Below are 26,802 nucleotides of genomic sequence, written 5' to 3' on the forward strand. Positions count from 1 at the left end.
GCCCAGGACGCTACGTGCGGCCGTCCCGCGCGTCTTGTACGTTCTTGCGCCCGCTCGGGCGCGCTCCGGGACTGCGCTCGCGCTGGTAGGCGCCGGGTGGGACGCCGACGATCCGGGCGAAGTGCCGGTTGAGGTGCGGCTGGTCGGTGAAACCGACGGCGACGGCCGCCTCGGCGGGTGCCGTGCCCGCGTCCAGCAGCAGCCGGGCGCGGCGCACCCGGGCGTCGGTCAGCCATGTGTGCGGGGGCATGCCGTAGGCGTCGCGGAAGGCCCGCAGCAGCGCGAAGGGGCTGGTCCCGAGGTCGGTGGCGAGCCGCTCCAGGGTCGGCGGCTCGGCCATCCGCTCCTCCAGCACGGCACGCGCGCGTACGGCGAGCCGGGCGCCGGCGGTGCGGACCTGCCGCTGTGGCAGCGGACCGCCGTTCAACCGGAGCAGCCGGGTCACCGCCAGCCGCAGCAGGGTGTCGGCGGCGAGCGCGTTGCCCTCGTCGGCGGCGCGCAGCACCCGGTGCACCAGGGCGACGGAGTACGGATCGTCGAGCATCGGGCTGACGAAGCCGGGGGTCCCCCGGATCGCGGTGGTCTCCGCGGCGATCGCCGCCACCAGTTCGGGGGACGGGTACACGGCCCCGTACCACCAGCCCTCAGGGACTCCGGCCCGGCCGGTGTGTGCGGTGTCGGGGTTGACGAGCGCGAGCGCGCCGGCGCCGACGGTCACGTCCGAGCCCCGGTGCCGGAAGACCTCGACCCCGTCCGTGATTCCGGCGATCACGAAGTGCTCGTGGGTGTGCCGGACAAACGCCTTCCGGACATACCGGGCACGCAGCAGATCGACATCGGGCAGCGCCTCGTACCGCCAGTGCCGTGCCCGCTCGACCGATCCCGCCATACCGCCATTGTCGGCCGGCCCCGACCACGCCCGACCACCCGCGCCCGCCCTCGGCTGCCGGCCGACCCCGCACACCATCGGCCCGGTCGGCGAGCCGCACCCGGCCAATCGCATTTCCGCAGGTCAGACCGATTGTCAGTGGCCGGGTGCAGGATTGACCCATGGCGAAATCCGCGCATCGAGCCCTCGACGGCTTCTCCCCCGCGACCCGCGGCTGGTTCACGGGGGCGTTTTCCGCGCCCACCGCGGCCCAGGCGGGCGCGTGGCAGGCCATCGGTGAGGGCTCGGACGTGCTGGTGGTCGCCCCGACCGGTTCCGGCAAGACGCTGGCCGCCTTCCTCGCCGCCCTGGACCAGCTGGCCTCGGCCCCGCCCCCGGCCGACCCGAGGAAGCGCTGCCGGGTGCTGTACGTGTCTCCGCTCAAGGCCCTCGCCGTCGACGTCGAGCGGAATCTGCGCAGTCCGCTGACCGGTATCCGCCAGGAGTCCGTCCGCCTCGGCCTGCCCGAGCCGGAGGTCAGGGTCGGCATCCGCTCGGGCGACACCCCGGCCGCCGAGCGCCGCGCCCTGTCCACCCGCCCCCCGGACATCCTGATCACCACGCCGGAGTCCCTGTTCCTGATGCTGACGTCGGCCACGCGCGACGCGCTTACGGGCATCGAGACGGTGATCCTGGACGAGGTGCACGCGGTCGCCGGCACCAAGCGCGGCGCGCATCTCGCGCTCTCCCTGGAGCGGCTGGACGAACTGCTGCCGAGGCCGGCCCGCCGCATCGGCCTGTCGGCGACCGTCCGCCCGGTCGACGAGGTGGCCCGTTACCTCTCGCCGCGCCGCAAGGTGGAGATCGTCCAGCCCAGCTCCGGCAAGGAGTTCGACCTCTCCGTCGTCGTACCCGTGGAGGACATGGGCGAGCTGGGCGGCTCCCCGGCCACCGACGCCAAGGAGGGCGGGGAGCGGCCGTCGATCTGGCCGCATGTGGAGGAGCGGATCGCCGACCTGGTCCAGGCCCACCGCTCGACGATCGTTTTCGCCAACTCGCGCCGACTGGCGGAGCGGCTGTGCAACCGGCTCAACGAGATCGCCTACGAGCGTGTGACCGGCGAGCCGCTCGACGAGCACCACTCCCCCGCCGAGCTGATGGGCGGCTCGGGCGCGGCCCAGGGCGCCCCGCCGGTCATCGCCCGCGCGCACCACGGCTCGGTCTCCAAGGAGCAGCGCGCCCTGGTCGAGGAGGACCTGAAGGCCGGCCGGCTGCCCGCCGTGGTGGCCACCTCCAGCCTCGAACTGGGCATCGACATGGGCGCGGTGGACCTCGTCGTCCAGGTCGAGTCCCCGCCCTCGGTGGCCTCCGGCCTGCAGCGCGTCGGCCGCGCGGGACACCAGGTCGGCGCGGTCTCCACCGGCGTGGTCTTCCCGAAGTACCGGGGCGACCTGGTGCAGGCGGCCGTGGTCACCGAGCGGATGCGCACCGGCTCCATCGAGTCCCTGAGGGTGCCGGCCAACCCCCTCGACGTGCTGGCGCAGCAGCTGGTCGCGATGACCGCGCTGGACACCTGGCAATTCGACGACCTGCTCGCCATGGTCCGCCGCGCGGCTCCTTTCGCCTCGCTCCCGGAGTCGGCGTTCACCGCGGTCCTCGACATGCTCGCGGGCCGCTATCCGTCCGACGCCTTCGCGGAGCTGCGCCCGCGCGTGGTCTGGGATCGGGTCGCGGGCACGATCACCGGCCGCCCTGGCGCCCAGCGCCTCGCCGTCACCTCAGGCGGCACGATCCCCGACCGCGGCCTCTTCGGGGTCTTCCTCGCCGGCGCCGACCCCAAGAAGGGCGGCGGCCGGGTCGGCGAGCTGGACGAGGAGATGGTGTACGAGTCCCGGGTGGGCGATGTCTTCACTCTGGGCACCAGCTCCTGGCGCATCGAGGACATCACCCGCGACCGTGTCCTGGTCTCCCCCGCCCCCGGGGTGCCGGGCCGCCTGCCCTTCTGGAAGGGCGACCAGCTGGGCCGCCCGCTCGAACTGGGCCGCGCGGTGGGCGCGTTCCTGCGCGAGGTCGGCTCGCTCGCCAAGGACGACGCCCGGCTGCGCCTGCTCGCAGCGGGCCTGGACGCGTGGGCGGCGGACAACGTGCTGTCGTACCTCGACGAACAGCGCGAGGCCTGCGGCCATGTCCCCGACGACCGGACGATCGTCGTGGAGCGCTTCCGCGACGAACTGGGCGACTGGCGCGTCGTCGTCCACTCCCCGTTCGGCGCCCAGGTCCACGCCCCCTGGGCGCTCGCCCTCGGCGCCCGCCTGTCCGAGCGGTACGGCATGGACGCCCAGGTCATGCACGCCGACGACGGCATCGTGCTGCGGCTGCCCGACGCCGATCTGATGGGCCTCGACCTGCTGGACCAGGCCCCCATGACGGCCGGTACGGAGTACGACGCCGACCAGGCGCCCGTCGGGGCGGCGGACGTCGCCTTCGACAAGGGCGAGGTCGACCAGATCGTCACCGACCAGGTGGGCGGCTCGGCCCTGTTCGCCGCCCGCTTCCGCGAGTGCGCGGCCCGCGCGCTGCTGCTGCCCCGCCGCAACCCCGGCAAGCGCACCCCGCTGTGGCAGCAGCGTCAGCGCGCCGCCCAACTGCTCCAGGTGGCGAGTGAGTTCGGCTCCTTCCCGATCGTCCTGGAGGCCGTCCGCGAGTGCCTCCAGGACGTTTTCGACGTCCCGGGCCTGGTCGAGCTGATGGGTGACCTGGAGTCTCGGAAGGTCCGTCTGGTCGAGGTCACCACTCCGGAACCGTCCCCCTTCGCCCGGTCCCTCCTGTTCGGCTATGTCGCCCAGTTCCTGTACGAGGGCGACTCCCCGCTCGCCGAGCGCCGGGCGGCCGCGCTCTCCCTGGACTCCCGGCTGCTGGCCGAGCTGCTGGGCCAGGCGGAGCTGCGCGAGCTGCTCGACGCGGACGTGCTGACCGAGCTGGAGCGTGAGCTCCAGTGGCTCACCGAGGACCGTCGGATCAAGGACCCCGAAGGCGTCGCCGACGTACTGCGGCTGCTCGGGCCGCTCACGGACGCCGAGTTGACCGAGCGGGGCGCCGAGCCGCAGTGGGCCAAGGAGCTGGCCGGTGCCCGCCGGGCGATCAAGGTCAGGATCGCCGGTGCCGACCACTGGGCGGCGATCGAGGACGCGGGCCGGCTGCGCGACGCCCTGGGAACCGCTCTGCCGGTCGGTGTCCCCGAGGCCTTCACCGAGCCGGTGAAGGACCCGCTCGGCGACCTCCTCGCCCGGTACGCCCGCACGCACGGCCCGTTCACGTCGACCACGGCGGCGGCCCGCTTCGGGCTCGGGGTGGCGGTCACGGAGGGCGCGTTGCAGCGGCTCGCCGCGAGCGGCCGGGTAGTGCAGGGCGAGTTCCACCCGGCGGGCATCGGCCAGGAGTGGTGCGACGCGGCCGTGCTGCGCAGGCTGCGCCGCCGTTCCCTGGCCGCGCTCCGGCACGAGCTGGAGCCGGTGGCACCGGCCGCGCTCGCACAGTTCCTGCCGCAGTGGCAGCACATCGGCAAGGGGCACGGGCTGCGCGGCGTCGACGGACTGGTGCGCGCCGTCGAGCAGTTGCAGGGCGCGTCGGTACCGGCATCGGCTCTGGAGAAGCTGGTCCTGCCGTCCAGGGTGACCGGCTACACGCCCTCGATGCTCGACGAACTCACCGCCGCCGGAGAGATCGTGTGGGCCGGCGCGGGCGCCCTGCCGGGCAAGGACGGCTGGGTCTCCCTGTATCTGGCGGACGCGGCCCCCCTGCTCCTGCCACCGCCTCACCCTCTGGAACTGACGGCCCTCCACCAGTCCGTCCTGGACACCCTCTCCGGCGGCTACGGCCTGTTCTTCCGTCAGATCGCCGACCAGGTCCGCGCCACCACCCACCCCGACGCCACGGACCCCCAACTGGCCGACGCCATCTGGGACCTGGCCTGGTCCGGCCGGCTCACCAACGACACGCTGGCGCCGATGCGCTCCCTGCTGGGCTCGGGTCGTACGGCTGGTGCCACGGCCCACCGCGCCAAGCGCACCGTCCCACGCGGCCGCTACGGCTCCCTGACGGCCGCCGCCCGCACCGCTTCCCGCACCGGCCCGCCGACCGTCGCCGGCCGCTGGTCCCTGCTCCCGCAGCGCGAGCCGGACACCACCGTGCGCGCCCATGCCCTGGCCCGCACCCTGCTCGACCGGCACGGTGTGGTCACCCGGGGAGCGGTCGCGGCGGAGGGCGTCGAGGGCGGCTTCTCAGCGGTGTACCGCATCCTGGCGGCGTTCGAGGAGAGCGGCCAGGCCCGCCGGGGTTACGTCGTCGAGGGCCTCGGCGCGGCCCAGTTCGCGATGGACGGCGCGGTCGACCGGCTGCGCGCGGTGTCCAACGCCCGCGAGCGCGGCGAGGCAGTACCGGGCACCGCCTTCGTAAACGGCGGCCCAGTCGCTCCCGCCGCCTTCGGAACCAGCGGCCCTGCCACCCCCGCCGCCTTCGACAGCGGGACCCCCGTCGGCCCCATCGACGAAGCCGACTTCCCGGTCCTGGACGGCGACTTCGGCTGGCCCCCCGAGCCCCCCACCGCCCCCGGCGACTACGTCTCCCCCAAGGACCTCGCCCCCGCCGACCCCTTCGCCGCCCCCGGCTACGGCGGCCCCCGAGGCGGCAGTGCCGCGAACCCCTACACCTACGGCAACCACCACACCCGCACCCCCGCCGCCCCCGACCCCAGAGCCGTGGTCCTGGCCGCCGCCGACCCCGCCAACGCCTACGGCGCCGCCCTCGCCTGGCCCGAGCCCCCGACCGATGCCGGGCACAAGCCGGGCCGCAAGGCGGGCTCGCTGGTCGTTCTGGTGGACGGCGAGCTGACCCTCTACATGGAGCGCGGCGGCAAGACCCTGCTGGCCTGGCCCTCCGCCCCGGACACGGACGCCGGCGACGACCCCCGCCTGCGTACGGCCGCCGAAGCGCTCGCGGCCGCCGCCCGCGCCGGCACCCTCGGCACGGTGACGGTGGAGCGCGTCAACGGCGCCGTGGCCCTGACCTCGCCCCTGGGCACCCTCCTGGAAGCAGCGGGCTTCATCGCGACCCCGCGCGGCCTGCGCCTACGGGCGTGAACGCCCCATGACCACCATGACCACCACCCATGATCACCGCGCCCCCAGCGCGCCGTGTGTGCCCTCGCCACCCCGCCCCGCGGCCGCGCCCCACACCCCCGTGTCACCCTTGAGCCATGCCCGAAGGTGACACGGTCTGGCAGGCCGCGAGGCGGCTGCACGACGCGCTCGCGGGCAAGGTGCTGACCCGCAGCGACTTCCGGGTGCCCAAGTACGCCACCGTCGATCTCACCGGCCGTACCGTCCTCGGCACCGCCCCGCGCGGCAAGCATCTGCTCACCCGCTTCGAGGGCGGCCTGACCCTGCACACGCATCTGCGGATGGAGGGCGCCTGGAAGGTCTACGGCAGCGGCGAACGCTGGAAGGGCGGTCCCGCCCACCAGATCAGGGTCATTCTCGGCGCCGCCGACCGCACGGCCGTCGGCTACCGCCTCCAGGTCCTGGAGTTTCTGCGCACCAGCGAGGAGGAACGCGTCGTGGGCCACCTCGGCCCCGACCTGCTGGGCCCCGACTGGAACCCCGACCGCGCCCTCGCCAACCTCCTCGCCGACCCCGCCCGCCCACTCGGTGAGGCCCTGCTCGACCAGCGCAACCTCGCCGGCATCGGCAACATCTACAAGAGCGAGCTCTGCTTCCTGCTCGGCGCGACCCCCTGGCTCCCGGTCGGCGCGCTCCCCGCCGACCGTGCCGCCAAGCTCCCCGAACTCGCCAAGCGGCTCCTGGAGGCCAACCGCGACCGCCTGGTCCGCCAGACGACGGGCCTGCGCAACCAGGACCTGTTCGTCTACGGCCGCGCACCCCGCCCCTGTCTGCGCTGCCACACCCCGGTTCGCGTGGCCGATCAGGGGGACGGCTCCCGCGAGCGCCCCACCTACTGGTGCCCCGCCTGCCAGACCGGCCCCGCCCCCACCCCGGGCTCCCACCACACCCCTGGAACCCGCCCCCGTACGACTAATTGACGACCCGTCAGAAATGCTCGTACCGTCCCCTCATGTCCCTCAAGGCGTACGACCTCACCGGACGCACCGCATTCGTCACCGGGGCCGCCAGCGGTATCGGCCGGGCCTCCGCCGTGCTGCTCGCCGAGGCGGGCGCGACGGTGCACTGTGCCGACCGGAACGCGGAAGGCCTGCACGAGACGGCCACGCTGATCAAGGACAGTGGCGGCGCCGCCCACACCCACACCCTTGACGTCACCGACCGGGCACAACTCGGGCAGGCTGTACGGTCCTGCGAACGGCTGGACGTCATGGCGGCGATCGCCGGGATCATGCACCGCAGCACGGTGCTGGAGACCCGGGACGAGGACCTCGACCGGGTACTGGACGTCAACTTCAAGGGCGTCCTGCGCGCCTGCCAGGAGGCGGCGCGGCTGATGATCGCCCGCCAGGCCGGGGGCAGCATCATCACCATGGCGTCCGGCGCGATCGACACCGGCGGCCCCGGCCTGCTCTGCTACGGCGCCGCCAAGGCAGCCGTGGTCCAGCTGACCAAGACGCTCGCGGGTGAGGTCGGCCGGCAGGGCATCCGCGTCAACGCGGTCGCCCCGGGCTGGACCCGCACCCCCATGACCGACCGCGACGACGGGGAGGAACAACGCCAGACGGAGGCGTGGATGGCCCGGATGTCGCCCCTTGGCCGGGTCGGTGAGGCGTCGGATGTCGCGCACGCCGTGGTGTATCTGGCGTCCGACGCCTCCTCGTTCACGACGGGCCAGATCCTGCGCCCGAACGGAGGGGTGGCAATGCCCTGGTAGCGCCCTGCGCCCGCCAGGCGGCTCGCCACCGCCCGGGGCCCATGGCCCCCGCCGCCCGGGCTCTCGGTACACAGTTCACCGGCAGCAGGCTCAGTCCCCATCCCCCGGCTGCCACGGTCCCTTCCAGTGCCCCGGCGCCGCCGGCGAAGGTGATCCGCAGCACGGCCCACCACCACACCGCCGCGAACCCCAGGGCAACCCCCCAGCGCAGTATCCGCCCCACCATGGCCGCCACCTCCAGCCGGACGCTAGAACGCCGCCCGGTCCAGCGGGGAGGCGCACCGAGGGCTCACCGATGCAACGGCCGTCGGCCGGCGTCGGCCACTGCTACGCGTTCTCCGCCTGGAACATCCAGTGATGCTTCTCCAGATCCGCTGTGATCCCGATGAAGATGTCCTGGGAGACGGGATCCGGCTCCGCGGTGGCCATGACCCGCTCCCGCATCCGGGTGATCATCGCGCCCAGCGCGTCCACCAGGGCGCCCACCGCGTCCGAGTCCTTGACCCAACCCCCGGGTGCGGTGGCGATGTCGCTGCCGGCGGCCACCGTGGCCGCGCGTCCGTCCGGTGAGACCCCCAGCGCCGAGGCCCGCTCGGCGACCGTGTCGGAGTGCGCCCGTGCCGTGGCTACGACCTCGTCGAGCTGGAGATGGACGGTCCGGAAGCGAGGGCCGACCACGTTCCAGTGGATCTGCTTGGCGACCAGCGCCAGGTCCACCAGATCGACGAGGGCGCCCTGCAGCGCCTCGGCCACGGTCTTCAGGTCCGCGTCGGACAGCGGGCTCTTCACGACGTACATGGTGTCTCTCCGGTCGTTTCGCCCCCTGTCGGTCCCTCCACCATGACCGCACCACCGGGCACCGGCAAATGGACGCACACCGCCGACGGGCATACGAAGGCCCCGGCCGTGCCTCCCCAGGTCTGCCTGGAGAAGCCCGCCGGGGCCTCGCACACTTCTTTCGACGCCGGGTCGGCGCCACGTCGGTCTACGCCCGCACAGGCGTCACGCGGCGACCACGTCCACTGCCTCGGCCGGCGCCTTGATGGTCACCCGTTCCGGTGGCACACCGGTCACCGAGACGGTTCCCAGCATCGGGCGAACCGGCGTGGGCACGGACTCGGTGGCCTGAGCGGACTGGGCCAACTCGGCGAGGGCGAGTTCGTCGCTCACTTCTCGCATGAGTTCGGACATCCGTACGTCCAGCGCGTCGCAGATGGCGGAGAGCAGCTCGGAGGAAGCCTCCTTCTGCCCCCGCTCCACCTCGGAGAGATAGCCGAGTGAGACTCGGGCGGACGAGGAGACTTCGCGCAGAGTACGGCCCTGGCGCTGGCGCTGCCGACGCAGCACGTCACCCAGCAGGCGACGGAGCAGAATCATCGGTGGCTCCCTCCTCGGACCGCGTAGCCGCATCCTTCACGCCCCACCGTACCGCCTTGCGCCGCGGCCGTGCGGGGAGCGATGTCGTGTTCACTCAGGGCTGCAAACATCAAAACCCCCCGTTCTGTTCCGTATCCTGTGTCCGCTCATTCCCGGTCTGTTCGCTCGCAAGCTCTCTCAGGAGCAGCGCGAGTACGCTCCGTACACTCTCTCTACGAATTTCCGCACGGTCGCCGTTCAACCGCAGGGCCTCTACTTTTCCGCCAGCGGCAGAACCGGAACCGGCACCGAAGGGGCCGTCGACGGCCACGAAAACCGTGCCGACCGGGCGGCCGTCCTGGGGTTCCGGGCCGGCCACTCCGGTGGTCGCGACGCCCCAGTCGGCGCCCAGCGCCTTCCGCACCCCGGCCGCCATGTGGGCCGCGACCTGCGGGTCCACCGCGCCACGCTGGGCCAGCAGGGTGGCGTCGACGCCCAGCAGCTCGTGCTTCAGCTCGGTCGCGTACGCGGTGACCGAGCCCCGGAAGGCCTTGGAGGCTCCCGCGACCGCTGTGATCTCCGCTGCCACGAGGCCGCCGGTCAGCGACTCGGCGACAGCGAGGGTCTGCCCCCGCACCGTCAGTAGTCGCACCACTTCGGCGGACGTGGAATTCACGCTTCCGACTCCTCCAACGCTGCTGCGCGCTCGGCGATTCCCTGCCGCCGCAGCACAATGGCCTGTCTCACATAGTCAAGGCCCGTCACGACCGTCAGCACGACGGCCGCGGCCATCACCCAGAACCTCAGAGTCGCCAGCCACCCCGTCAGTGCCAGCACATACATCCCCACGGCGACGCCCTGGGTGAGGGTCTTGAGCTTGCCGCCGCGGCTGGCCGGGATCACGCCGTAGCGGATGACCAGGAAACGCAGCAGGGTGATCCCGAGTTCCCGACCGAGGATCACGATCGTCACCCACCAGGGCAGATCGCCGAGCGAGGACAGACAGATCAGCGCCGCCCCCATGATCGCCTTGTCGGCGATGGGGTCGGCGATCTTCCCGAAGTCGGTGACCAGGTCGTAGGTGCGCGCCAGATGGCCGTCGAACAGGTCGGTGATCATGGCGATGGCGAAGGCGGCCCAGGCGAGCGAGCGCCAGGCCGGGTCGTATCCGCCGCCGGCCAGCATCAGGGCGACGAAGCCGGGGACCAGGACAAGCCGGAGCATGGTCAGCAGGTTGGCGACGTTCCACACGCTGGCCTGGTTGACGGCGACCGCGGCGATCTTCCGTCCCCGCACGGGCCTCTCGCCGTCACGGGAACCGGAACTCCCGGCACCGGAACCCGCGGCACCGGCGGTCTGCGGACCGGAGACGTCCGGAGTGGCACCGGGGGCGGCGGCGGAGCCCGGGGCGCCGTGTGCGCCGGAGGAACCGCCTGCGGCGGACGCCGGGACTCCGGTCATCTGCCGGCCTCCTCACTCCACGCGGGCGCGTCCTGCAGCGGCTCGGCCACCAGGTCGACACCCTCCGTACCGACCACCTTCGCCTCGACGATACGGCCGGCGCGCAGCCCTTCGCCGCTCGTGAGCAGCACCTGCCCGTCCGTCTCCGGCGCCTGGTGGGCCGCACGGCCGTAGACGCCGTCCTCGTCGTCCACGGACTCCACGAGGACGTGCACGGTCTCGCCGACGCGCTCCTCGGCCCGCTGCGAGACAAGTTCCTCGGCGAGCCGGGAGACCCGCGCGAGCCGCTCGGCGACGACGTCCTCGTCCAGCTTGTTCTCGTAGGTCGCCGCCTCGGTGCCCTCCTCGTCGGAGTACCCGAAGACGCCGATCGCGTCGAGCCGCGCGCCGTTCAGGAAGCGCTCCAGCTCGGCCACGTCGGACTCGGACTCGCCGGGGAAGCCGACGATGAAGTTGGAGCGGACACCGGCCTGCGGCGCCTTGGCCCGGATGGTGTCGAGCAGCTCCAGGAAGCGGTCGGTGTCGCCGAAGCGGCGCATGGCCCGCAGTACGCCCGGGGCGGAGTGCTGGAAGGACAGGTCGAAGTACGGGACGACGTTCGGCGTGGAGGTCAGTACGTCGATCAGGCCGGGGCGCATCTCGGCCGGCTGGAGGTAGCTGACGCGCACCCGCTCGATGCCGTCGACCTCGGCCAGCTCGGGCAGCAGGGACTCCAGGAGGCGGATGTCGCCCAGATCCTTGCCGTAGGAGGTGTTGTTCTCGGAGACCAGCATGATCTCCTTCACACCCTGTTCGGCCAGCCACCGGGTCTCGTTCAGCACATCGCTCGGGCGGCGTGAGATGAAGGAGCCGCGGAAGGAGGGAATGGCGCAGAAGGAGCAGCGCCGGTCGCAGCCGGAGGCGAGCTTGACCGAGGCGACCGGGGAGCCGTCCAGCCGGCGGCGCAGGGGCGCACGCGGGCCGGAAGCGGGCGCCAGGCCCTCCGGGAGGTCGGACGGGCCGTGCCCGGGCAGCGCCACCGACGCGGCCGATTCCTGTCGCTCGGCCGGGCTGATGGGCAGCAGCTTGCGCCGGTCGCGCGGGGTGTGCGAGGCGTGGATGCCGCCGTTGAGGATGGTCTGCAGCCGGTCGGAGATGTCGGCGTAGTCGTCGAAGCCGAGCACGCCGTCCGCCTCGGGCAGCGCCTCGGCAAGTTCCTTGCCGTACCGCTCGGCCATGCAGCCCACCGCCACGACGGCCTGGGTTCTGCCGTGGCCCTTGAGGTCGTTGGCCTCAAGGAGGGCGTCGACGGAGTCCTTCTTGGCGGCCTCGACGAATCCACAGGTGTTGACCACGGCGACATCCGCGTCCTCGGCGTCCTCGACGAGCTGCCAGCCGTCCGCCTCCAAACGGCCTGCGAGCTCCTCCGAGTCCACCTCGTTACGGGCGCAGCCGAGAGTGACTAGTGCGACGGTACGGCGTTCAGGCATGGGCTCAAGACTACTTCGTCTCACCGACAGCCCACGTCGAAGGGGCTGGCCGATCATGGCCAACCCCTTGCGTCCGTGCTTGATACGAACGGTTATCCGACTTCCGGGTCGCCCTTGGTGTACGTCAGGCGCTCCACGGCTCCGGGCCGGAACTGGTCCTCGATCTTCTTGCCGTTGACGTAGAGCTGGATGGCTCCGGCGTCACCGAGGATCAGGTTGATCTTGGAGCTGTCCTGGAAGGTCTTGGACTCGCCCTTCTTCAGCAGCCCGTCGAACAGCATCCGGCCATTGTGGTCCTTGGCCGAGATCCAGCTGCGTCCGTCCACCGCGCCGACCTGGACGGTGACCTTGTCCTGGGGTGCGGCGGCGATCGCGCTGTCCGAGGGCTCGGGGGTCCTGCCGGGCGTGCTTTCCTTCGGGGTCGGCGAGGCCGGCTTCTTGGTCGTCGGGGTGGCTCCCCCGGCGACCGACTGCTTGGCGTCGTCTCCGCCGCCGCCCTTGAAGGCGGTGAAGCCGACGAAACCGATCACGACGACGATCGCGGCGACCATGGCCGCCGTCCAGTTGGGTCCTCGGCGCTCGGGACGGATACGTTCCGCCTCGAACAGGGGAGCGGCGGGCGTCGGCGCGGGCCGCCCACCACCGTGCTCGACCGCGAACTGCGCCAGCAGCGGCTCGGGGTCGAGACCGACGGCCTTGGCGAGGGTCCTGATGTGCCCGCGGGCGTAGACATCGCCGCCGCAGGGGGCGAAGTCGTCGGCTTCGATGGCGTGCACGATGGCGATGCGGACCCGGGTGCTCCCGCTGATGTCATCGACGGTCAGCCCGGCGGCGATGCGGGCCTGCTTGAGGGCTCGGCCTACGGAGGGGCGGTTTTCCTCGGACTCGTCTGGGAACGGACGCTCGTCTTCAGGGGAGTTGCTGCCGATGGACACGGGGGCGCCTTTCGAGCGTGTAGCCACCTGTGCTGGAAGTTCAGTCTAGGGGGGGTACGAAAGGGTGGGGCAACCGGGCGGTGGGACTGTGTACGCCATCGGTATGGCCGGGCATCCCGATGGCGGGTCGGGCGTGCGCCCCAGGGTGGGGTACCCGCCTTTCCTCTCGCTCAACTTGACGTACGTCAAAGGGAAACGGTTGCCCGACGGTCTCTAACGGGTGGATCACGACAGCGACTCCTCCCGGTCTACAGGCGCCCGCAGCCCTGGGACAGACCTACCCCTTCAGCCGCCACGGATCACAGCGAGCACTCCGTCCAGCTCATCGGGTTTCACCAGAACGTCGCGTGCCTTGGACCCCTCGCTCGGCCCGACGATGCCGCGCGACTCCATGAGGTCCATGAGCCGGCCGGCCTTGGCGAAGCCCACGCGCAGCTTGCGCTGGAGCATGGAGGTGGAGCCGAACTGCGTGGAGACGACCAGTTCGGCCGCCTGGCACAGCAGGTCGAGGTCGTCGCCGATGTCCTCGTCGATCTCCTTCTTCTGCTTGGAGCCCACGGTGACGTCGTCCCGGAAGACCGGCGCCATCTGGTCCTTGCAGTGCTGGACGACGACCGCGACCTCGGCCTCGGTCACGAACGCGCCCTGCATACGGGTCGGCTTGTTGGCTCCCATCGGAAGGAAGAGGCCGTCGCCCTTGCCGATGAGCTTCTCGGCGCCCGGCTGGTCGAGGATGACGCGGCTGTCGGCGAGCGAGGAGGTGGCGAAGGCGAGCCGGGAGGGCACGTTCGCCTTGATCAGCCCGGTGACGACGTCGACCGACGGCCGCTGGGTGGCGAGCACCAGGTGGATTCCGGCCGCACGCGCGAGCTGCGTGATACGGACGATCGCGTCCTCGACGTCGCGCGGGGCGACCATCATCAGGTCGGCGAGCTCGTCGACGATCACCAGCAGGTAGGGGTACGGCTGCAGCTCCCGCTCACTGCCCTCGGGCAGCTTCACCTTGCCGTCACGGATCGCCTGGTTGAAGTCGTCGATGTGCCGGAACCCGAACGCGGCCAGGTCGTCGTAGCGCAGGTCCATCTCGCGTACGACCCACTGCAGCGCCTCGGCGGCCCGCTTCGGGTTGGTGATGATCGGGGTGATCAGGTGCGGGATGCCCTCGTAGGCGGTCAGCTCGACCCGCTTGGGGTCGACCAGGACCATCCGTACGTCCTCCGGGGTCGCCCGCATCATGACCGAGGTGATCAGACAGTTGATGCAGGACGACTTGCCGGAGCCGGTGGCGCCTGCGACGAGCATGTGCGGCATCTTCGCCAGCGAGTGCATGACGTAGCCGCCCTCGACGTCCTTGCCGAAGGCGACCAGCATGGGGTCGTCGTCCTCGGCGGACTCGGCGAGCCGCAGCACGTCACCGAGGTTGACCATTTCCCGGTCGGTGTTGGGGATCTCGATGCCGACGGCCGATTTGCCGGGGATCGGGCTGATGATCCGCACGTCCGGGCTGGCCACGGCGTACGCGATGTTCTTGGTGAGGGCGGTGATCCGCTCGACCTTCACGGCGGGGCCGAGCTCGACCTCGTACCGGGTGACCGTGGGACCGCGGGTGAAGCCGGTGACGCGCGCGTCGACCTTGAACTCGGAGAACACGGTGGTGAGCGAGGCGACGACCTTGTCGTTGGCCTCGCTTCGCGCCTTGCCCGGCCCGCCCCGGGTGAGCAGGTCCAGGGAGGGCAGCGAGTAGGTGATGTCGCCGGAGAGCTGGAGCTGCTCGGCGCGCGGGGGCAGGTCGCGGGGCTCCTCGGGGGCCGGCTTGGTCAGGTCGGCGACGACCGGTTCGACCTTGAGCTTCTCCTGCTTGAGCCGCGCGGCAGGGACCGGAGTCGGGTTCGGCGCCGTACTCGGGGCCGGCACGGGGGTGGGCGTGGTGTCCTCGCGATCGCCGACGCTCACGCCCTGGGTGAGGTCGGCGACGAGCGGCGAGGGCGGCATGCCGTGCATGACCGCGCCGTCGAGGGCGGCCGCGGCGGCCGCGGCGACGTCCACGGCGTCCATCTGACGGCCCACCTCGGGCTGCGGCACGGCGGAGCGCCGCGGGCGGCCCCGGCGCTTGGCGAGGGCCTCATGCTCGGCAACGTCCGGGTCGTAGTCCTGGGGGCCGCTGGAGCGCCTGCGGGAGCGCGCGGGCAGCGCCTCACGCCACTGTTCGTCGTAGCGCTCGTCGTCGGTGTGCTCGCCGTACTCGTCGGGTTCGGGGTCGTGCAGCAGCCCGAGGCTGATGCCGAGCGCGCGCAGCCGCTGCGGGATCGCGTTCACCGGGGTCGCGGTGACGACGAGCAGCCCGAAGATCGTGAGCAGCGCCAGCAGCGGTACGGCGAGGACCTCGGTCATGGTGTACGTCAGCGGGGTGGCCGCCGCCCAGCCGATGAGGCCGCCGGCGTCCCTTATGCCCTGCATGCCATCGGTGCGGGCGGGCGAGCCGCAGGCGATGTGGACCTGGCCGAGCACGCCGATGACGAGCGCGGACAGGCCGATCACGATCCGGCCGTTGGCCTCCGGCTGCTCGGGGTGGCGCATGAACCGTACGGCGATCATCGCGAGCAGGATCGGCACCAGCAGGTCGAGGCGGCCGAAGGCACCGGTGACGAGGATCTCCACCAGGTCGCCGACCGGGCCGCGCAGGTCGGCCCAGGTGCCGGCGGCGACGATCAGGGCCAGGCCGAGCAGGAGCAGCGCGATGCCGTCCTTGCGGTGGGCCGGGTCCAGGTTCTTGGCTCCCTGTCCTATGCCGCGGAAGACGGCGCCGACGGCGTGCGCGAGGCCGAGCCAGAGGGCGCGCACCAGGCGGTAGACGCCCCCGGTGGGGCTGGGCGCCGGCCTGGGCGCCGGCGCGGACTTCTTCGCCGCGGTCCTCTTGGCGGGCGCCTTCTTGGCCGGGGCTTTCTTGGCGGCGGCCTTTTTCGCCGGAGCCTTCGAGGGAGCGGCCTTCTTCGGGGGCTGCTTCTTGGCTGCCGAGGGACGTGAGGCCATGGGTGTGAGGTTACCGGGGGATGCGACAGGGGACACGTGTGCCCACTGCTTCACCCGTTCGTGTCGCCCTTGCCGGGACGCGGAACTGACGCGTGCTCATGGGCAACAGCGGCCGCCGTCGTGGTCAGTTCTGCGAGGGAACGTGTGGAGCGCCGCCGCCGGTGCCCGGTTCGAGGGCGTCCAGCGCCCGGCGCAGGCCGGTGAGTTTGCGCTCCAGATGGGCCGCCGTGGCCACCGCCGCCGCGTCCGCGGACTCGTCGTCCAGCTGCTTGGACAGCGCCTCGGCCTGTTCCTCGACGGCCGCGAGCCGCGCCGACAGCTCGGCGAGCAGCCCCGCGGACTCCTTGCCGGCGACCGCGCCCTTGCCGCCGCCCTCCAACTGGAGCCGAAGCAGCGCCGCCTGCTCACGGAGCTGGCAGTTCTTCATGTACAGCTCGACGAACACCGAGACCTTGGCGCGCAGCACCCACGGGTCGAAGGGCTTGGAGATGTAGTCCACCGCGCCGGCCGCGTAGCCCCGGAAGGTGTGGTGCGGGCCGTGGTTGATGGCGGTGAGAAAGATGATCGGGATGTCCCGGGTCCGCTCCCGCCTCTTGATGTGCGCCGCGGTTTCGAAACCATCCATGCCCGGCATCTGGACGTCCAGCAGAATGACCGCGAAGTCGTCCGTGAGCAGTGCCTTGAGCGCTTCCTCCCCGGACGATGCCCGTACCAGTGTCTGATCGAGCGCAGAGAGGATGGCCTCCAGCGCCAGCAGATTCTCCGGCCGGTCATCGACCAGGAGGATCTTGGCCTTCTGCACCATGGCCCGCCCTCCTCGCCCCGGATGTGCACCGGGCGCCGCCCCAGGGGACGACTCCCTTTCGCCGCCCGTCCTTGTGCCGGTCATGGTAGCCGCACCCCGCCTGTCGCCACACCCTGTCACCGCGATGTCACTGTGCACGTAGCAGAAACGCAGCCGGGGACCAGAAGGTTCCCCCAATCCCGCACTTCTACACGGGTTCGGCCACCCTGAGTCAGCAACTCCCCGTGCACACGGAAGGTTCCCATAACGTTCACATCACACCTGGTCGTTGCGGTCACTCCGCGCGCATCCACTTCTCCATCACCGCCAGAAGGTGATCGGGGTCGACCGGCTTGGTGACATAGTCGGAGGCGCCGGACTCGATCGCCTTCTCCCGGTCGCCCTTCATCGCCTTGGCGGTCAGCGCGATGATCGGCAGCCCGGCGAACTGCGGCATCCGACGGATCGCCGTGGTCGTCGCGTAGCCGTCCATCTCGGGCATCATGATGTCCATCAGGACGACCGCCACGTCGTCGTGCTGCTCCAGGACCTCGATGCCCTCACGGCCGTTCTCGGCGTACAGCACCGACAGACCGTGCTGCTCCAGGACGCTGGTGAGCGCGAAGACGTTGCGGATGTCGTCGTCGACGATCAGCACCTTCTCCCCGCCGAACCGCACGCCCCGGCGCGGCGCCGGTGCCGTGGCCTCCTGCTCGGCCAGCACCGGCCACGACTCGTCCATCTGAGGTGTGGCCCGGCGGCGGCGCCGGAAGAGCGCGGCGGCACCGTTCTGGGTCTCCCGGTACGACTTCACCTCGGCCGGCGTCTCGATCTCCACGCCGGACAGCTCCGAGCTGAGGTTTCGTGAGGCGACCAGGTCCCCGGCCTCCAGGGCCGGCACTGACTGCTGGTAGCCCTGCGGCGGCAGTTCGCTGGGGTGCAGCGGCAGATACAGCGTGAACGTCGAGCCGCGGCCCGGCTCGCTCTGCGCGTAAATCTCACCGCCGAGCAGCTGCGCGATCTCCCGCGAGATCGACAGACCGAGACCCGTACCGCCGTACTTGCGGCTGGTCGTGCCGTCGGCCTGCTTGAACGCCTCGAAGATGACCCGCATCTTGCTGGCCGCGATGCCGATACCGGTGTCGGTCACCGAGAACGCGATGAGCGGCGCGTCCGGATCGCTGAGCGAGCCGGCCTCCAGGAGCTGCTCCCTGATCCCCGGCGGCACATCGCCACTGGACGGCCGGATCACCAGCTCCACCGAGCCGGAGTCGGTGAACTTCACCGCGTTGGACAGCAGGTTGCGCAGCACCTGCAGAAGCCGCTGTTCGTCCGTGTGCAGGGTGGCGGGCAGCTCCGGGGAGACCCGCACCGACAGGTCGAGACCCTTCTCCGCGGTCAGCGGCCGGAAGGTGGCCTCCACGTAGTCCACGAGCTGGACCAGCGCGATACGCGTCGGGGAGACATCCATCTTGCCCGCCTCGACCTTCGACAGGTCGAGGATGTCGTTGATCAGCTGGAGCAGGTCGGAGCCGGCGCCGTGGATGGTCTCCGCGAACTCCACCTGCTTCGGGGAGAGGTTGCCCTCGGCGTTGTCGGCGAGCAGCTTGGCCAGGATCAGCAGCGAGTTGAGCGGGGTGCGCAGCTCGTGCGACATGTTGGCGAGGAACTCGCTCTTGTAGCGCATGGAGACGGCGAGTTGCTCGGCACGCTCCTCCAGGACCTGCCTGGCCTCCTCGATCTCGGTGTTCTTCACCTCGATGTCGCGGTTCTGCCGGGCCAGCAGCTCGGCCTTCTCCTCCAGTTCGGCGTTGGACGCCTGGAGGGCCTTCTGCCGGTTCTCCAACTCGGCCGACCGCTCCTGGAGCTGCTCGGTCAGCTCCTGCGACTGCTTCAGCAGCACCTCGGTCTTGGTGTTGACGGAGATGGTGTTGACGCTGGTCGCGATCATCTCGGCGATCTGGTTGAGGAAGTCCTTCTGGATCTGTGTGAACGGCGTGAAGGACGCCAGCTCGATCACACCGAGGACCTTGCCCTCGAACAGCACCGGAAGCACGATCACCTGCGCCGGCGGGGCCTCTCCGAGCCCGGAGGAGATCTTCAGATAGCCGGTGGGCGCCTTCTCCACCAGGATCGTGCGCTTCTCCTGGGCGGCCGTCCCGATCAGCGCCTCACCGGGCCGGAACGACGTCGGCATGGAGCCCATCGAGTAGCCGTACGACCCCTGCATTCGGAGTTCGTACGCGTCCTCGGTCTCGGCACTGAGGTCCTTGCCGTCGACCAGGGGCATCGCCAGGAAGAACGCGCCGTGCTGTGCGGTGACCACCGGCGTCAGCTCGCTCATGATCAGCGACGCCACGTCCGCCAGGTCGCGGCGGCCCTGCATCAGCGCGGAGATACGCGCCAGGTTGCCCTTCAGCCAGTCCTGCTCCTGGTTGGCGACCGTGGTGTCACGCAGGTTGGCGATCATCTTGTTGATGTAGTCCTGCAGTTCCTGGATCTCGCCGGAGGCGTCCACGTCGATCTTCAGGTTCAGGTCGCCGCGGGTCACCGCGGTCGCCACGCGCGCGATGGCGCGCACCTGCCGGGTCAGGTTCCCGGCCATCTCGTTCACGGACTCGGTGAGGTCCCGCCAGGTGCCGTCGACGTCACGCACGCGTGCCTGACCGCCCAGCTGCCCCTCGGTGCCCACCTCACGGGCCACCCGGGTGACCTCCTCGGCGAAGCTGGACAGCTGGTCGACCATGGTGTTGATCGTCGTCTTGAGTTCGAGGATCTCGCCGCGGGCGTCAATGTCGATCTTCTTGGTCAGGTCGCCCTTGGCGATGGCCGTGGTGACCATCGCGATGTTGCGCACCTGGCCGGTCAGGTTGGACGCCATGCCGTTCACCGACTCGGTGAGGTCCTTCCAGGTACCCGCCACACCCGGCACATGCGCCTGACCGCCCAGGATGCCGTCCGTGCCCACCTCGCGGGCCACCTTGGTGACCTGGTCGGCGAACGAGCTCAGCGTCTTGACCATCGTGTTGATGGTGTCGGCGAGCTGGGCCACCTCGCCGCGCGCCTCGATGGTGACCTGCCGGGTCAGGTCGCCGTTGGCGACCGCCGCCGAGACCTGGGAGATGTTGCGCACCTGCGTGGTCAGGTTGTTGGCCATCAGGTTCACGTTGTTGCTGAGGTCCTTCCAGATACCCGTGATACCCGGAACGTGAGCCTGACCGCCCAGGATGCCCTCGGTGCCCACCTCACGGGCCACCCGGGTCACCTGCTCAGCGAAGCTGGACAGCTGGTCGACCATGGTGTTGACCGTCGTGACGAGTTCGAGGATCTCGCCCTTCGCGTCAACAGTGATCTTCTTCGACAGGTCGCCCTTGGCGACCGCCGTCGTGACCTCGGCGATGTTGCGGACCTGGCTGGTCAGGTTGTTCGCCATGAAGTTCACGGACTGCGTGAGGTCCTTCCAGGTGCCCGCGACCCCCTGCACCTCGGCCTGACCGCCCAGCATGCCCTCGGTACCCACCTCGCGGGCCACGCGCGTGACCTCCTGGGCGAACGACGACAGCTGGTCCACCATCGTGTTCAGCGTGTTCTTCAGCTCCAGGATCTCACCGCGCGCGTCCACGGTGATCTTCTGGGACAGGTCACCCCGGGCCACCGCGGTGGCGACCTGCGCGATGTTGCGCACCTGGGCCGTGAGGTTGCCAGCCATGCCGTTCACGGAGTCCGTCAGGTCGCGCCACACACCGGCCACGCCCGGCACCTGCGCCTGACCGCCCAGCCGGCCGTCCGTACCCACCTCGCGGGCCACCTTGGTGACCTGGTCGGCGAAGGCGGACAGCTGGTCGACCATCGTGTTGATGGTGTTCTTCAGCTCGAGGATCTCGCCGCGCGCGTCGACGTCGATCTTCTGGGACAGGTCGCCCCGCGCCACCGCCGTCGTCACCTGGGCGATCTGCCGCACCTGCGAGGTGAGGTTGCCCGCCATGAAGTTGACGGAGTCCGTGAGCTCCTTCCAGGTGCCCGAGACCCCGTCCACGCGGGCCTGACCGCCCAGGCGGCCCTCCGTGCCCACGTCCCTGGCCATCCGCGTCACCTGGTCGGCGAAGCTGGAGAGCTGGTCCACCATCGTGTTCACGGTGTTCTTCAGCTGGAGCATCTCGCCGGAGACGTCGACCGTGACCTTCTGGGAGAGGTCACCGTTGGCCACCGCCGTCGTCACCTGGGCGATGTTGCGCACCTGGCCGGTGAGGTTGCGGAACGCGGTGTTGACCGAGTCGGTCAGGTCCTTCCAGGTACCGGCGGCCCCGGCCACCTGCGCCTGGCCGCCCAGTTCACCCTCGACCCCGATCTCCCGGGCCACGCGGGTGACCTCGGCACCGAACGACGACAGCTGGTCGACCATGCCGTTGACGGTGTTCTTCAGCTCCAGCATCTCGCCGGCCACGTCCACGGTGACCTTCTGCGACAGGTCACCGTTGGCCACCGCCGTCGTCACCGCGGCGATGTCCCGCACCTGGGTGGTCAGGTTCCGGAAGACCGTGTTGACGGAGTCCGTCAGGTCCTTCCAGGTGCCCGCGGCGCCCGGCACGTTCGCCTGCCCGCCGAGCTGTCCCTCGGCACCGACCTCGTTGGCCACGCGCGTGACCTCGTCCGCGAAGATCCGCAGCGTCTCGGTCATCTGGTTGATCGTCTCGGCGAGCTGCGCGACCTCGCCGCGCGCCGGAACGGTCACCTTGCGCGACAGGTCACCGCTGGCGACCGCGGTGGTCACCTCGGAGATCCCGCGCACCTGGGCCGTCAGATTGCCGGCCATGGTGTTGACGGAGTCGGTGAGCTCCTTCCACGTACCGGCGACCCCGGGCACATGCGCCTGGCCGCCCAGGATGCCGTCCGTACCCACCTCACGGGCGACCCGGGTCACCTCGGAGGAGAAGGCGGACAGCTGGTCCACCATCGTGTTGACGGTTTCCTTCAGCTCCAGCATCTCGCCGGCGACCTGAACCGTGACCTTCCGGGACAGATCACCCTTGGCGACCGCTGTCGTCACCAGCGCGATGTCCCGCACCTGGGCCGTCAGCCGGTACGCCATCGTATTGACCGAGTCCGTAAGATCCCGCCACGAACCGGACATACCGCGCACCCGGGCCTGTCCGCCCAGCTTGCCCTCGGTACCCACCTCGCTAGCCACGCGCGTGACCTCGTCGGTGAACGTCGACAGCTGGTCCACCAGGTTGTTGACGGTCCTGCCGACCTTCAGGAACTCACCGCGCAACGGATGCCCGGTCCCGTCCGCCGACGGCGACCGCAGATCCATACGCGGCGACAGATCTCCCTCGGCCACCGCCGTCAGAACCCGGCCCACCTCGGAGACCGGCCGTACGAGGTCGTCGACGAGAGCGTTGGAGTTGTCCACGGCCGTCGCCCAGGAGCCTTCGCAGGCGCCCGTCTCCAGCCGCTCAGTGAGTTTTCCCTCACGTCCGACCACACGCCGTACCCGTGACAGCTCACCCGTGAGGTGGAGATTGCGGTCGGCGACCTCGTTGAAGACCGCCGCGATCTCCGACATCACGCCGTCACCGGAGACCGTGAGCCGCTTCCGGAAGTTCCCGTCGCGCATCGCCACGAGAGCCACCAGCAGCCGGTTCAGGGCAGCCGTGTCCACCTCCGTGGTCCCGTCACCGCCCCGCTGCCTGCTCAGGGACGGTCCGCCTTTCGCGCGCGCCTTAGTGCCCCGCGCCGCTGCGCCAGACTCCACTGTGTCCCTCCCGCAGGGGTCGACCGTTACCGCTGTGCTCGTACCACTGTGCTCGGTTACCGCCATACTCGACGTACCGCTTACTTCGGCGTACCTGTTACTGCTGCGTATTTCTGCCAGACCGGATCCGGCCACACCAGTGGCTGCTGCCCGCCGTACACACGACCCACTCAGCCTGCCCGGACCTTCATCAGAAGCCTGCCCAGTGTTTCACCCTGGCCGAACCAGGCCATAACAGTTCGGCAGCTTCGCACATCGTCCGCACACCCTGGGGGCGTAAACACTGGCGACCGGCATCCGCTCGGACGGCGAAGGTAAGTAACCTTGCATGCGGCTGTCCAGCCACACCGGTTCGTCCGGCCTGGGCGGTGGCACGAGCACGAGCGGGCATTCGGAGGGGCGGCCGCAGACCATGACCACCGGAGTGATCCCCGGGGGGCACACCCCGGAGCCACGGCCCACGGGCGAGCGGATGCCGCAGCAGCGGCATGAGCCGGCCGGCCTGGGAAGCCCGTATGTCGATAACCGGTCGAGGAGTTCTGTGATCACCGCGCGCGCGGCCGCCAGCTTCGAGCCCGTCGGGCGATCGGTCGCGACCGCCCGGGCCTTCGTCCGCGACACCCTCCAGGGCTGGGGCTTCGCGGACATCGTCGACGACGCCGTGGTCCTCACCAGCGAACTGGTGACCAACGCGGTCGTACACGCGGGCACCCACGCCGACGTCCTGTGCCTGCGCGCGGACGACGGGGTGCGCATCGAGGTCGCCGACCGCTACCCGGAACGCGAGGTCCCGATCCAGGGCTCCGCCGTCAACATGGGCAGCCCCGACCGCGAGGGCGGCCGCGGCCTCCAGCTCTGCGCGGCCCTCGCCGCCCGCTGGGGTGTCGAGTACACGCCCACGCACAAGAATGTCTGGTTCCAGCTCGATCTCCCCGAGCGCCCGGTGGGCACCCGCGCTGCCGGACCGTCCCTCCCCGCCGAGCTGCTTCCCCTCGCCGACGGCCGGGTCCGGGTCGCGGTCGTCCAGATCGACCGCAAGGGCTCCGTCACGGCCTGGAACGAGGACGCCGAGGAACTCTTCGGCCACACCGCCGCCGAGGTCACCGGCAGGCCGCTGACCGACCTCGCCGCCTGGCCGCACACCCCGGGCACCGGCACCGGCATCGCGGAGGCCCTCCAGCTCTCCCGCTGGGAGGGCAGCTACGGCATCCGCGGCGCCGACGGCCGTGTCACTTCCGTCTACGCGTCGCACCTGAGGGTCCGCGACACGGGCGGCGAGCCCTCCACCGTCTGCCTGCTGGTACGCGACCACGAACGCGCCGTCCTCCAGACCCCGCTGCGCCTCCCCGCCTCCGACGGCGGCGGCGTATCCGACGGCCAGAGCACCGACCCCTTCGAGGTGTTCATCGGCTCGCCGGCCCCGGACGACCTCGACGGCCTCCTCCAGCGCACGGTCGAGCGCGCCCGCGACATGCTCGACGGCGACTCCGCGTTCCTGCTCCTCGCGACCGACGACGAGACCGAGTTGGAGGTCCGTGCCTCCACGGGTCTGCCGTCGGCCCGTCAGCGCTTCGCGCGTGTGCCCGTCGAAGCCGGCCCCGGCCGCTACGGCTCGGCCCGTATGCCGGCCGTCCACGACGATCTGATGGCCGTTCCGGGCGCGGTCTCCCTCCTGGGTGGCACCGGCATGCGCTCGGTGGTCACGGTCCCGCTGAAGGTCGAGGGCCGTCTGACGGGCTCCCTGGGCGTCGCGGCCGAAGCGCCCGGCAGATACTCCAACGAGGAGGCGCTGCGCCTCCAGTTCGCCGCCGACCGCATCGCCCTGGCCGTCGAGTCCGCCCGCCTGGGCGAGCTGGAACGGCTGCGCCGCGGCTCGCTCAGCTTCCTGGTAGAGGCCTCCGACCTGCTCGCCGGCACCCTGGACCGCGACCAGACCCTCGCCCTGATGGCACAGATGACGGTCCCGACCCTCGCCAGCTGGTGCGCGGTCTACACCATCGCCGACCAGGCCTCCGAGCCGTATCTGTCGTACGTCCTGCACGAGGACGAGGAACTCATCGACGGCATCAAGTCGTTGCTCTCCAAGGTGCCCCCGCCGGACCCGGTACCCACCCCGGGCGCCCGCATCTGGACAGCCCCCGGTGAGCACGCCCACCAGGCCGCCCTGCGCAGCTCCATGCGCAGCCTCGGCCTGACCGGCGGCCCCGCCCGCCAGGTCTCCTCCGCCATCGGCCCGACGCTCGCCACGGCCTCGGCCGTGGCCGGCGAGACCGTGGTGCTCCCCCTGGTGGCGCGCAACCGCGTCATCGGCATGCTCACCCTGGGCAAGGCCGCCGACGAACACTTCCGCCAGGAGATCCTGGAACTGGCCGAGGACCTGTCCCGCCGGGCCGCCCTGGCCCTGGACAACGCCCGCCTTTACTCGGAGCGCACGGCCATCAGCCAGGCCCTCCAGCGCAGCCTCCTGCCCCCGGGTACCCCGCACATCGAGGGCGTCGAGGTCGAGGTCATCTACCGAGCGGCCGGCGAGGGCAACGAGGTCGGCGGCGACTTCTACGACGTCTTCCCCATCGACGACGGCACCTATGGCTTCGCCATCGGCGACGTCTGCGGTACGGGCCCCAACGCGGCCGCCGTGACGGGCCTCGCGCGGCACGCGCTCCGGCTCCTGGCACGGGAGGGCCTGAGCGGCCCCGCGGTCCTGGAGCGCCTCAACTCGGCCATTCTTGACGAGGGTTCCCGCAGTCGCTTCCTGACCCTGCTGTACGGCGAGATGCGCCCGCAGGAGGACGGCAGCGCGGAGATGAAGGTGGTGTGCGCCGGCCACCCGCTCCCACTGCGCCTGCGCCAGGACGGCACGGTGGAGGCCGCCGCCGATCCCCAGCCGCTCCTCGGCGTCATCGAGGAGCTGGAGCTTTACGAGCAGACGGTCGTCCTCGACCCGGGTGACGTCCTGCTGTGCGTCACGGACGGTGTGACGGAACGCCGGGAGGGCACGCGCATGCTGGGCGACGACGGCCTCGCGGACGTCCTGACGACATGCACGGGCCTGACGGCCGGCGCGGTCGCCGCACGCATCATGCGCGCGGTGGAACGCTTCGCGTCGGACGCTCCGTCGGACGACATGGCGATTCTGGCGATGCGGGTCCCCGGCCTTCAGAAGGACTGAGGGCGGGGACAGAAGAGGAAACGAAAAAGTCCCGCCCGAAAAGGGCGGGACTTTCTTGTTGGAGCCCCCAAACGGAATCGAACCGTTGACCTTCTCCTTACCATGGAGACGCTCTGCCGACTGAGCTATAGGGGCCAGTTGCCTTTTCGGGGTTTCCCCCGCAGCAACGGAATAGATCATACCCTGAACGGACCCGAGTTCCCAAACTCGTTCAGAAGGCGGGCTGCAGCAGTCCGCCGAGGGCGTTGCAGGCGGAGACGATCCGCTGCATCTCCCGCTTCGTCAACGAGGCGTCCACCGGCAGCGCCAGCGTCTCGTCGGCGGCCCGCTCGGTCTCCGGCAGTGAGACACAGCGCCGGAATTCCGGCAGCCGGTGCACGGGCGTCTTCACCGGCACCCGGCAGTCGACTCCCTTGCCGCGCAGGGCCCGTGCGAAGGCGTCCCGGTCGGGCCGGCCGTTCCCTGGCACCCGCACGACGTACTGCTGGTAGGTGTGCCCGTCACCACCGTCCGGCGTGCGCACACCGCGCAGCTTCGCATCGAGATAGGCGGCCCGCTGCCGCCGCTGCGCGATCTCGTCGTACGGCGCCTCGGACTCGCCCTGCTCCAGCACCAGCAGCTCGTGCCGCTGCCCCAGCTCACGCAACCGACGGATGTCGGCCCACCGTCCAAAGCGGTGGACGACAACCACGGCCGCGGATCGGGCGGTTACCGCCGCTTCCACCGCCGAGACGTCGAGGCAGTAGGTCACCGGATCTATGTCGGCGAACACCGGAAGCGCGCCGGCGAGTGTCACGGCCTCGGCGACTTCCACGTTCCCGAAGGCCGGCACTATCACCTCGGCACCGACTCCGACGCCGGCGGCCCTGAGCATTGCAGCAGTACCCATGTTGGGATGCTCGGCGCGCAACGTGAACTTTGCGTTACGCATGCCAAAAAAGGGTGGGACCCGGAACGGAAGTTCCGGGTCCCACCCTTTCAATGTCTGTTCGGCGGTGTCCTACTCTCCCACAGGGTCCCCCCTGCAGTACCATCGGCGCTGTAAGGCTTAGCTTCCGGGTTCGGAATGTAACCGGGCGTT

At 70.8% G+C, this 26,802-nt stretch carries 15 protein-coding genes, 1 tRNA gene and 1 rRNA gene; 4 read left to right on the forward strand and 13 right to left on the reverse strand.

The window, feature by feature from the left end; translation table 11 throughout:
- Window positions 1-10: 10 nt before the first annotated feature.
- Complete coding sequence (locus ABTY98_RS31820; protein WP_352224517.1) at window positions 11-889, reverse strand: AraC family transcriptional regulator; 879 nt, start codon at window positions 887-889, stop codon at window positions 11-13.
- A gap of 161 nt (window positions 890-1,050) precedes the next feature.
- Here ABTY98_RS31820 and ABTY98_RS31825 point away from each other — a divergent pair, with 161 nt between their 5' ends.
- The 3 genes from ABTY98_RS31825 (at window position 1,051) to ABTY98_RS31835 (ending at window position 7,762) form a co-directional block, all read left to right on the forward strand.
- Complete coding sequence (locus ABTY98_RS31825) at window positions 1,051-6,006, forward strand: ATP-dependent helicase (protein WP_352224518.1); 4,956 nt, start codon at window positions 1,051-1,053, stop codon at window positions 6,004-6,006.
- Window positions 6,007-6,122: 116 nt separating this feature from the next.
- Entirely contained in the window at window positions 6,123-6,965 is an 843-nt protein-coding gene (locus tag ABTY98_RS31830) for an Fpg/Nei family DNA glycosylase (RefSeq protein ID WP_352224519.1), read from the forward strand.
- 32 nt (window positions 6,966-6,997) lie between these two features.
- Complete coding sequence (locus ABTY98_RS31835; RefSeq protein ID WP_352224520.1) at window positions 6,998-7,762, forward strand: SDR family NAD(P)-dependent oxidoreductase; 765 nt, start codon at window positions 6,998-7,000, stop codon at window positions 7,760-7,762.
- A 327-nt stretch (window positions 7,763-8,089) separates the two neighbouring features.
- Here ABTY98_RS31835 and ABTY98_RS31840 read toward each other — a convergent pair whose 3' ends face one another.
- The 9 genes from ABTY98_RS31840 to ABTY98_RS31880 form a co-directional block, all read right to left on the reverse strand.
- The gene (locus tag ABTY98_RS31840) at window positions 8,090-8,560 is read right to left on the reverse strand and encodes a Dps family protein (protein ID WP_352224521.1); all 471 of its coding nucleotides are present in this window, start codon (window positions 8,558-8,560) and stop codon (window positions 8,090-8,092) included.
- 204 nt (window positions 8,561-8,764) lie between these two features.
- Entirely contained in the window at window positions 8,765-9,139 is a 375-nt protein-coding gene (locus ABTY98_RS31845; protein WP_132894382.1) for a helix-turn-helix domain-containing protein, read from the reverse strand.
- Window positions 9,140-9,248: 109 nt separating this feature from the next.
- A complete protein-coding gene (locus tag ABTY98_RS31850; RefSeq protein ID WP_352224522.1) occupies window positions 9,249-9,794 on the reverse strand; it encodes a CinA family protein in 546 nt (181 codons plus the stop codon).
- The gene (pgsA, locus tag ABTY98_RS31855; RefSeq protein ID WP_352224523.1) at window positions 9,791-10,579 is read right to left on the reverse strand and encodes a CDP-diacylglycerol--glycerol-3-phosphate 3-phosphatidyltransferase; all 789 of its coding nucleotides are present in this window, start codon (window positions 10,577-10,579) and stop codon (window positions 9,791-9,793) included. Before pgsA ends, ABTY98_RS31850 begins: the two co-directional genes overlap by 4 nt.
- Window positions 10,576-12,048 carry a 30S ribosomal protein S12 methylthiotransferase RimO gene (rimO, locus tag ABTY98_RS31860; RefSeq protein WP_352224524.1) on the reverse strand — a complete coding sequence of 491 codons (1,473 nt, stop codon included), beginning with the start codon at window positions 12,046-12,048 and terminating at the stop codon, window positions 10,576-10,578. The genes pgsA and rimO overlap by 4 nt, the downstream gene beginning before the upstream one ends.
- Before the next feature lie 92 nt (window positions 12,049-12,140).
- Window positions 12,141-12,983 carry a helix-turn-helix domain-containing protein gene (locus ABTY98_RS31865; RefSeq protein WP_352224525.1) on the reverse strand — a complete coding sequence of 281 codons (843 nt, stop codon included), beginning with the start codon at window positions 12,981-12,983 and terminating at the stop codon, window positions 12,141-12,143.
- 285 nt (window positions 12,984-13,268) lie between these two features.
- On the reverse strand, window positions 13,269-16,013 hold the full coding sequence (locus tag ABTY98_RS31870; RefSeq protein ID WP_352224526.1) for a DNA translocase FtsK: 2,745 nt from the start codon (window positions 16,011-16,013) through the stop codon (window positions 13,269-13,271).
- Window positions 16,014-16,137: 124 nt separating this feature from the next.
- Complete coding sequence (locus ABTY98_RS31875) at window positions 16,138-16,818, reverse strand: response regulator (RefSeq protein ID WP_352224527.1); 681 nt, start codon at window positions 16,816-16,818, stop codon at window positions 16,138-16,140.
- Between the two features lie 274 nt (window positions 16,819-17,092).
- A complete protein-coding gene (locus ABTY98_RS31880; RefSeq protein WP_352224528.1) occupies window positions 17,093-22,552 on the reverse strand; it encodes a HAMP domain-containing protein in 5,460 nt (1,819 codons plus the stop codon).
- A gap of 412 nt (window positions 22,553-22,964) precedes the next feature.
- On the opposite strand from ABTY98_RS31880, the gene ABTY98_RS31885 reads away from it, so the two are divergent.
- Complete coding sequence (locus ABTY98_RS31885) at window positions 22,965-25,721, forward strand: SpoIIE family protein phosphatase (RefSeq protein WP_352224533.1); 2,757 nt, start codon at window positions 22,965-22,967, stop codon at window positions 25,719-25,721.
- A 59-nt stretch (window positions 25,722-25,780) separates the two neighbouring features.
- Here ABTY98_RS31885 and ABTY98_RS31890 read toward each other — a convergent pair.
- From ABTY98_RS31890 to rrf, 3 genes are all read right to left on the reverse strand, one after another.
- Window positions 25,781-25,856: transfer RNA gene (locus ABTY98_RS31890), tRNA-Thr, on the reverse strand.
- Between the two features lie 76 nt (window positions 25,857-25,932).
- Window positions 25,933-26,595, reverse strand: a complete 663-nt coding sequence (locus tag ABTY98_RS31895; protein ID WP_352224534.1) for a DegT/DnrJ/EryC1/StrS family aminotransferase — start codon at window positions 26,593-26,595, stop codon at window positions 25,933-25,935.
- A 113-nt stretch (window positions 26,596-26,708) separates the two neighbouring features.
- A 5S ribosomal RNA gene (gene rrf, locus ABTY98_RS31900) occupies window positions 26,709-26,802 on the reverse strand; the annotation flags it as partial.

The organism is Streptomyces sp. NPDC096040 (assembly GCF_040303265.1).
In the GTDB taxonomy this organism is placed as follows: domain Bacteria; phylum Actinomycetota; class Actinomycetes; order Streptomycetales; family Streptomycetaceae; genus Streptomyces.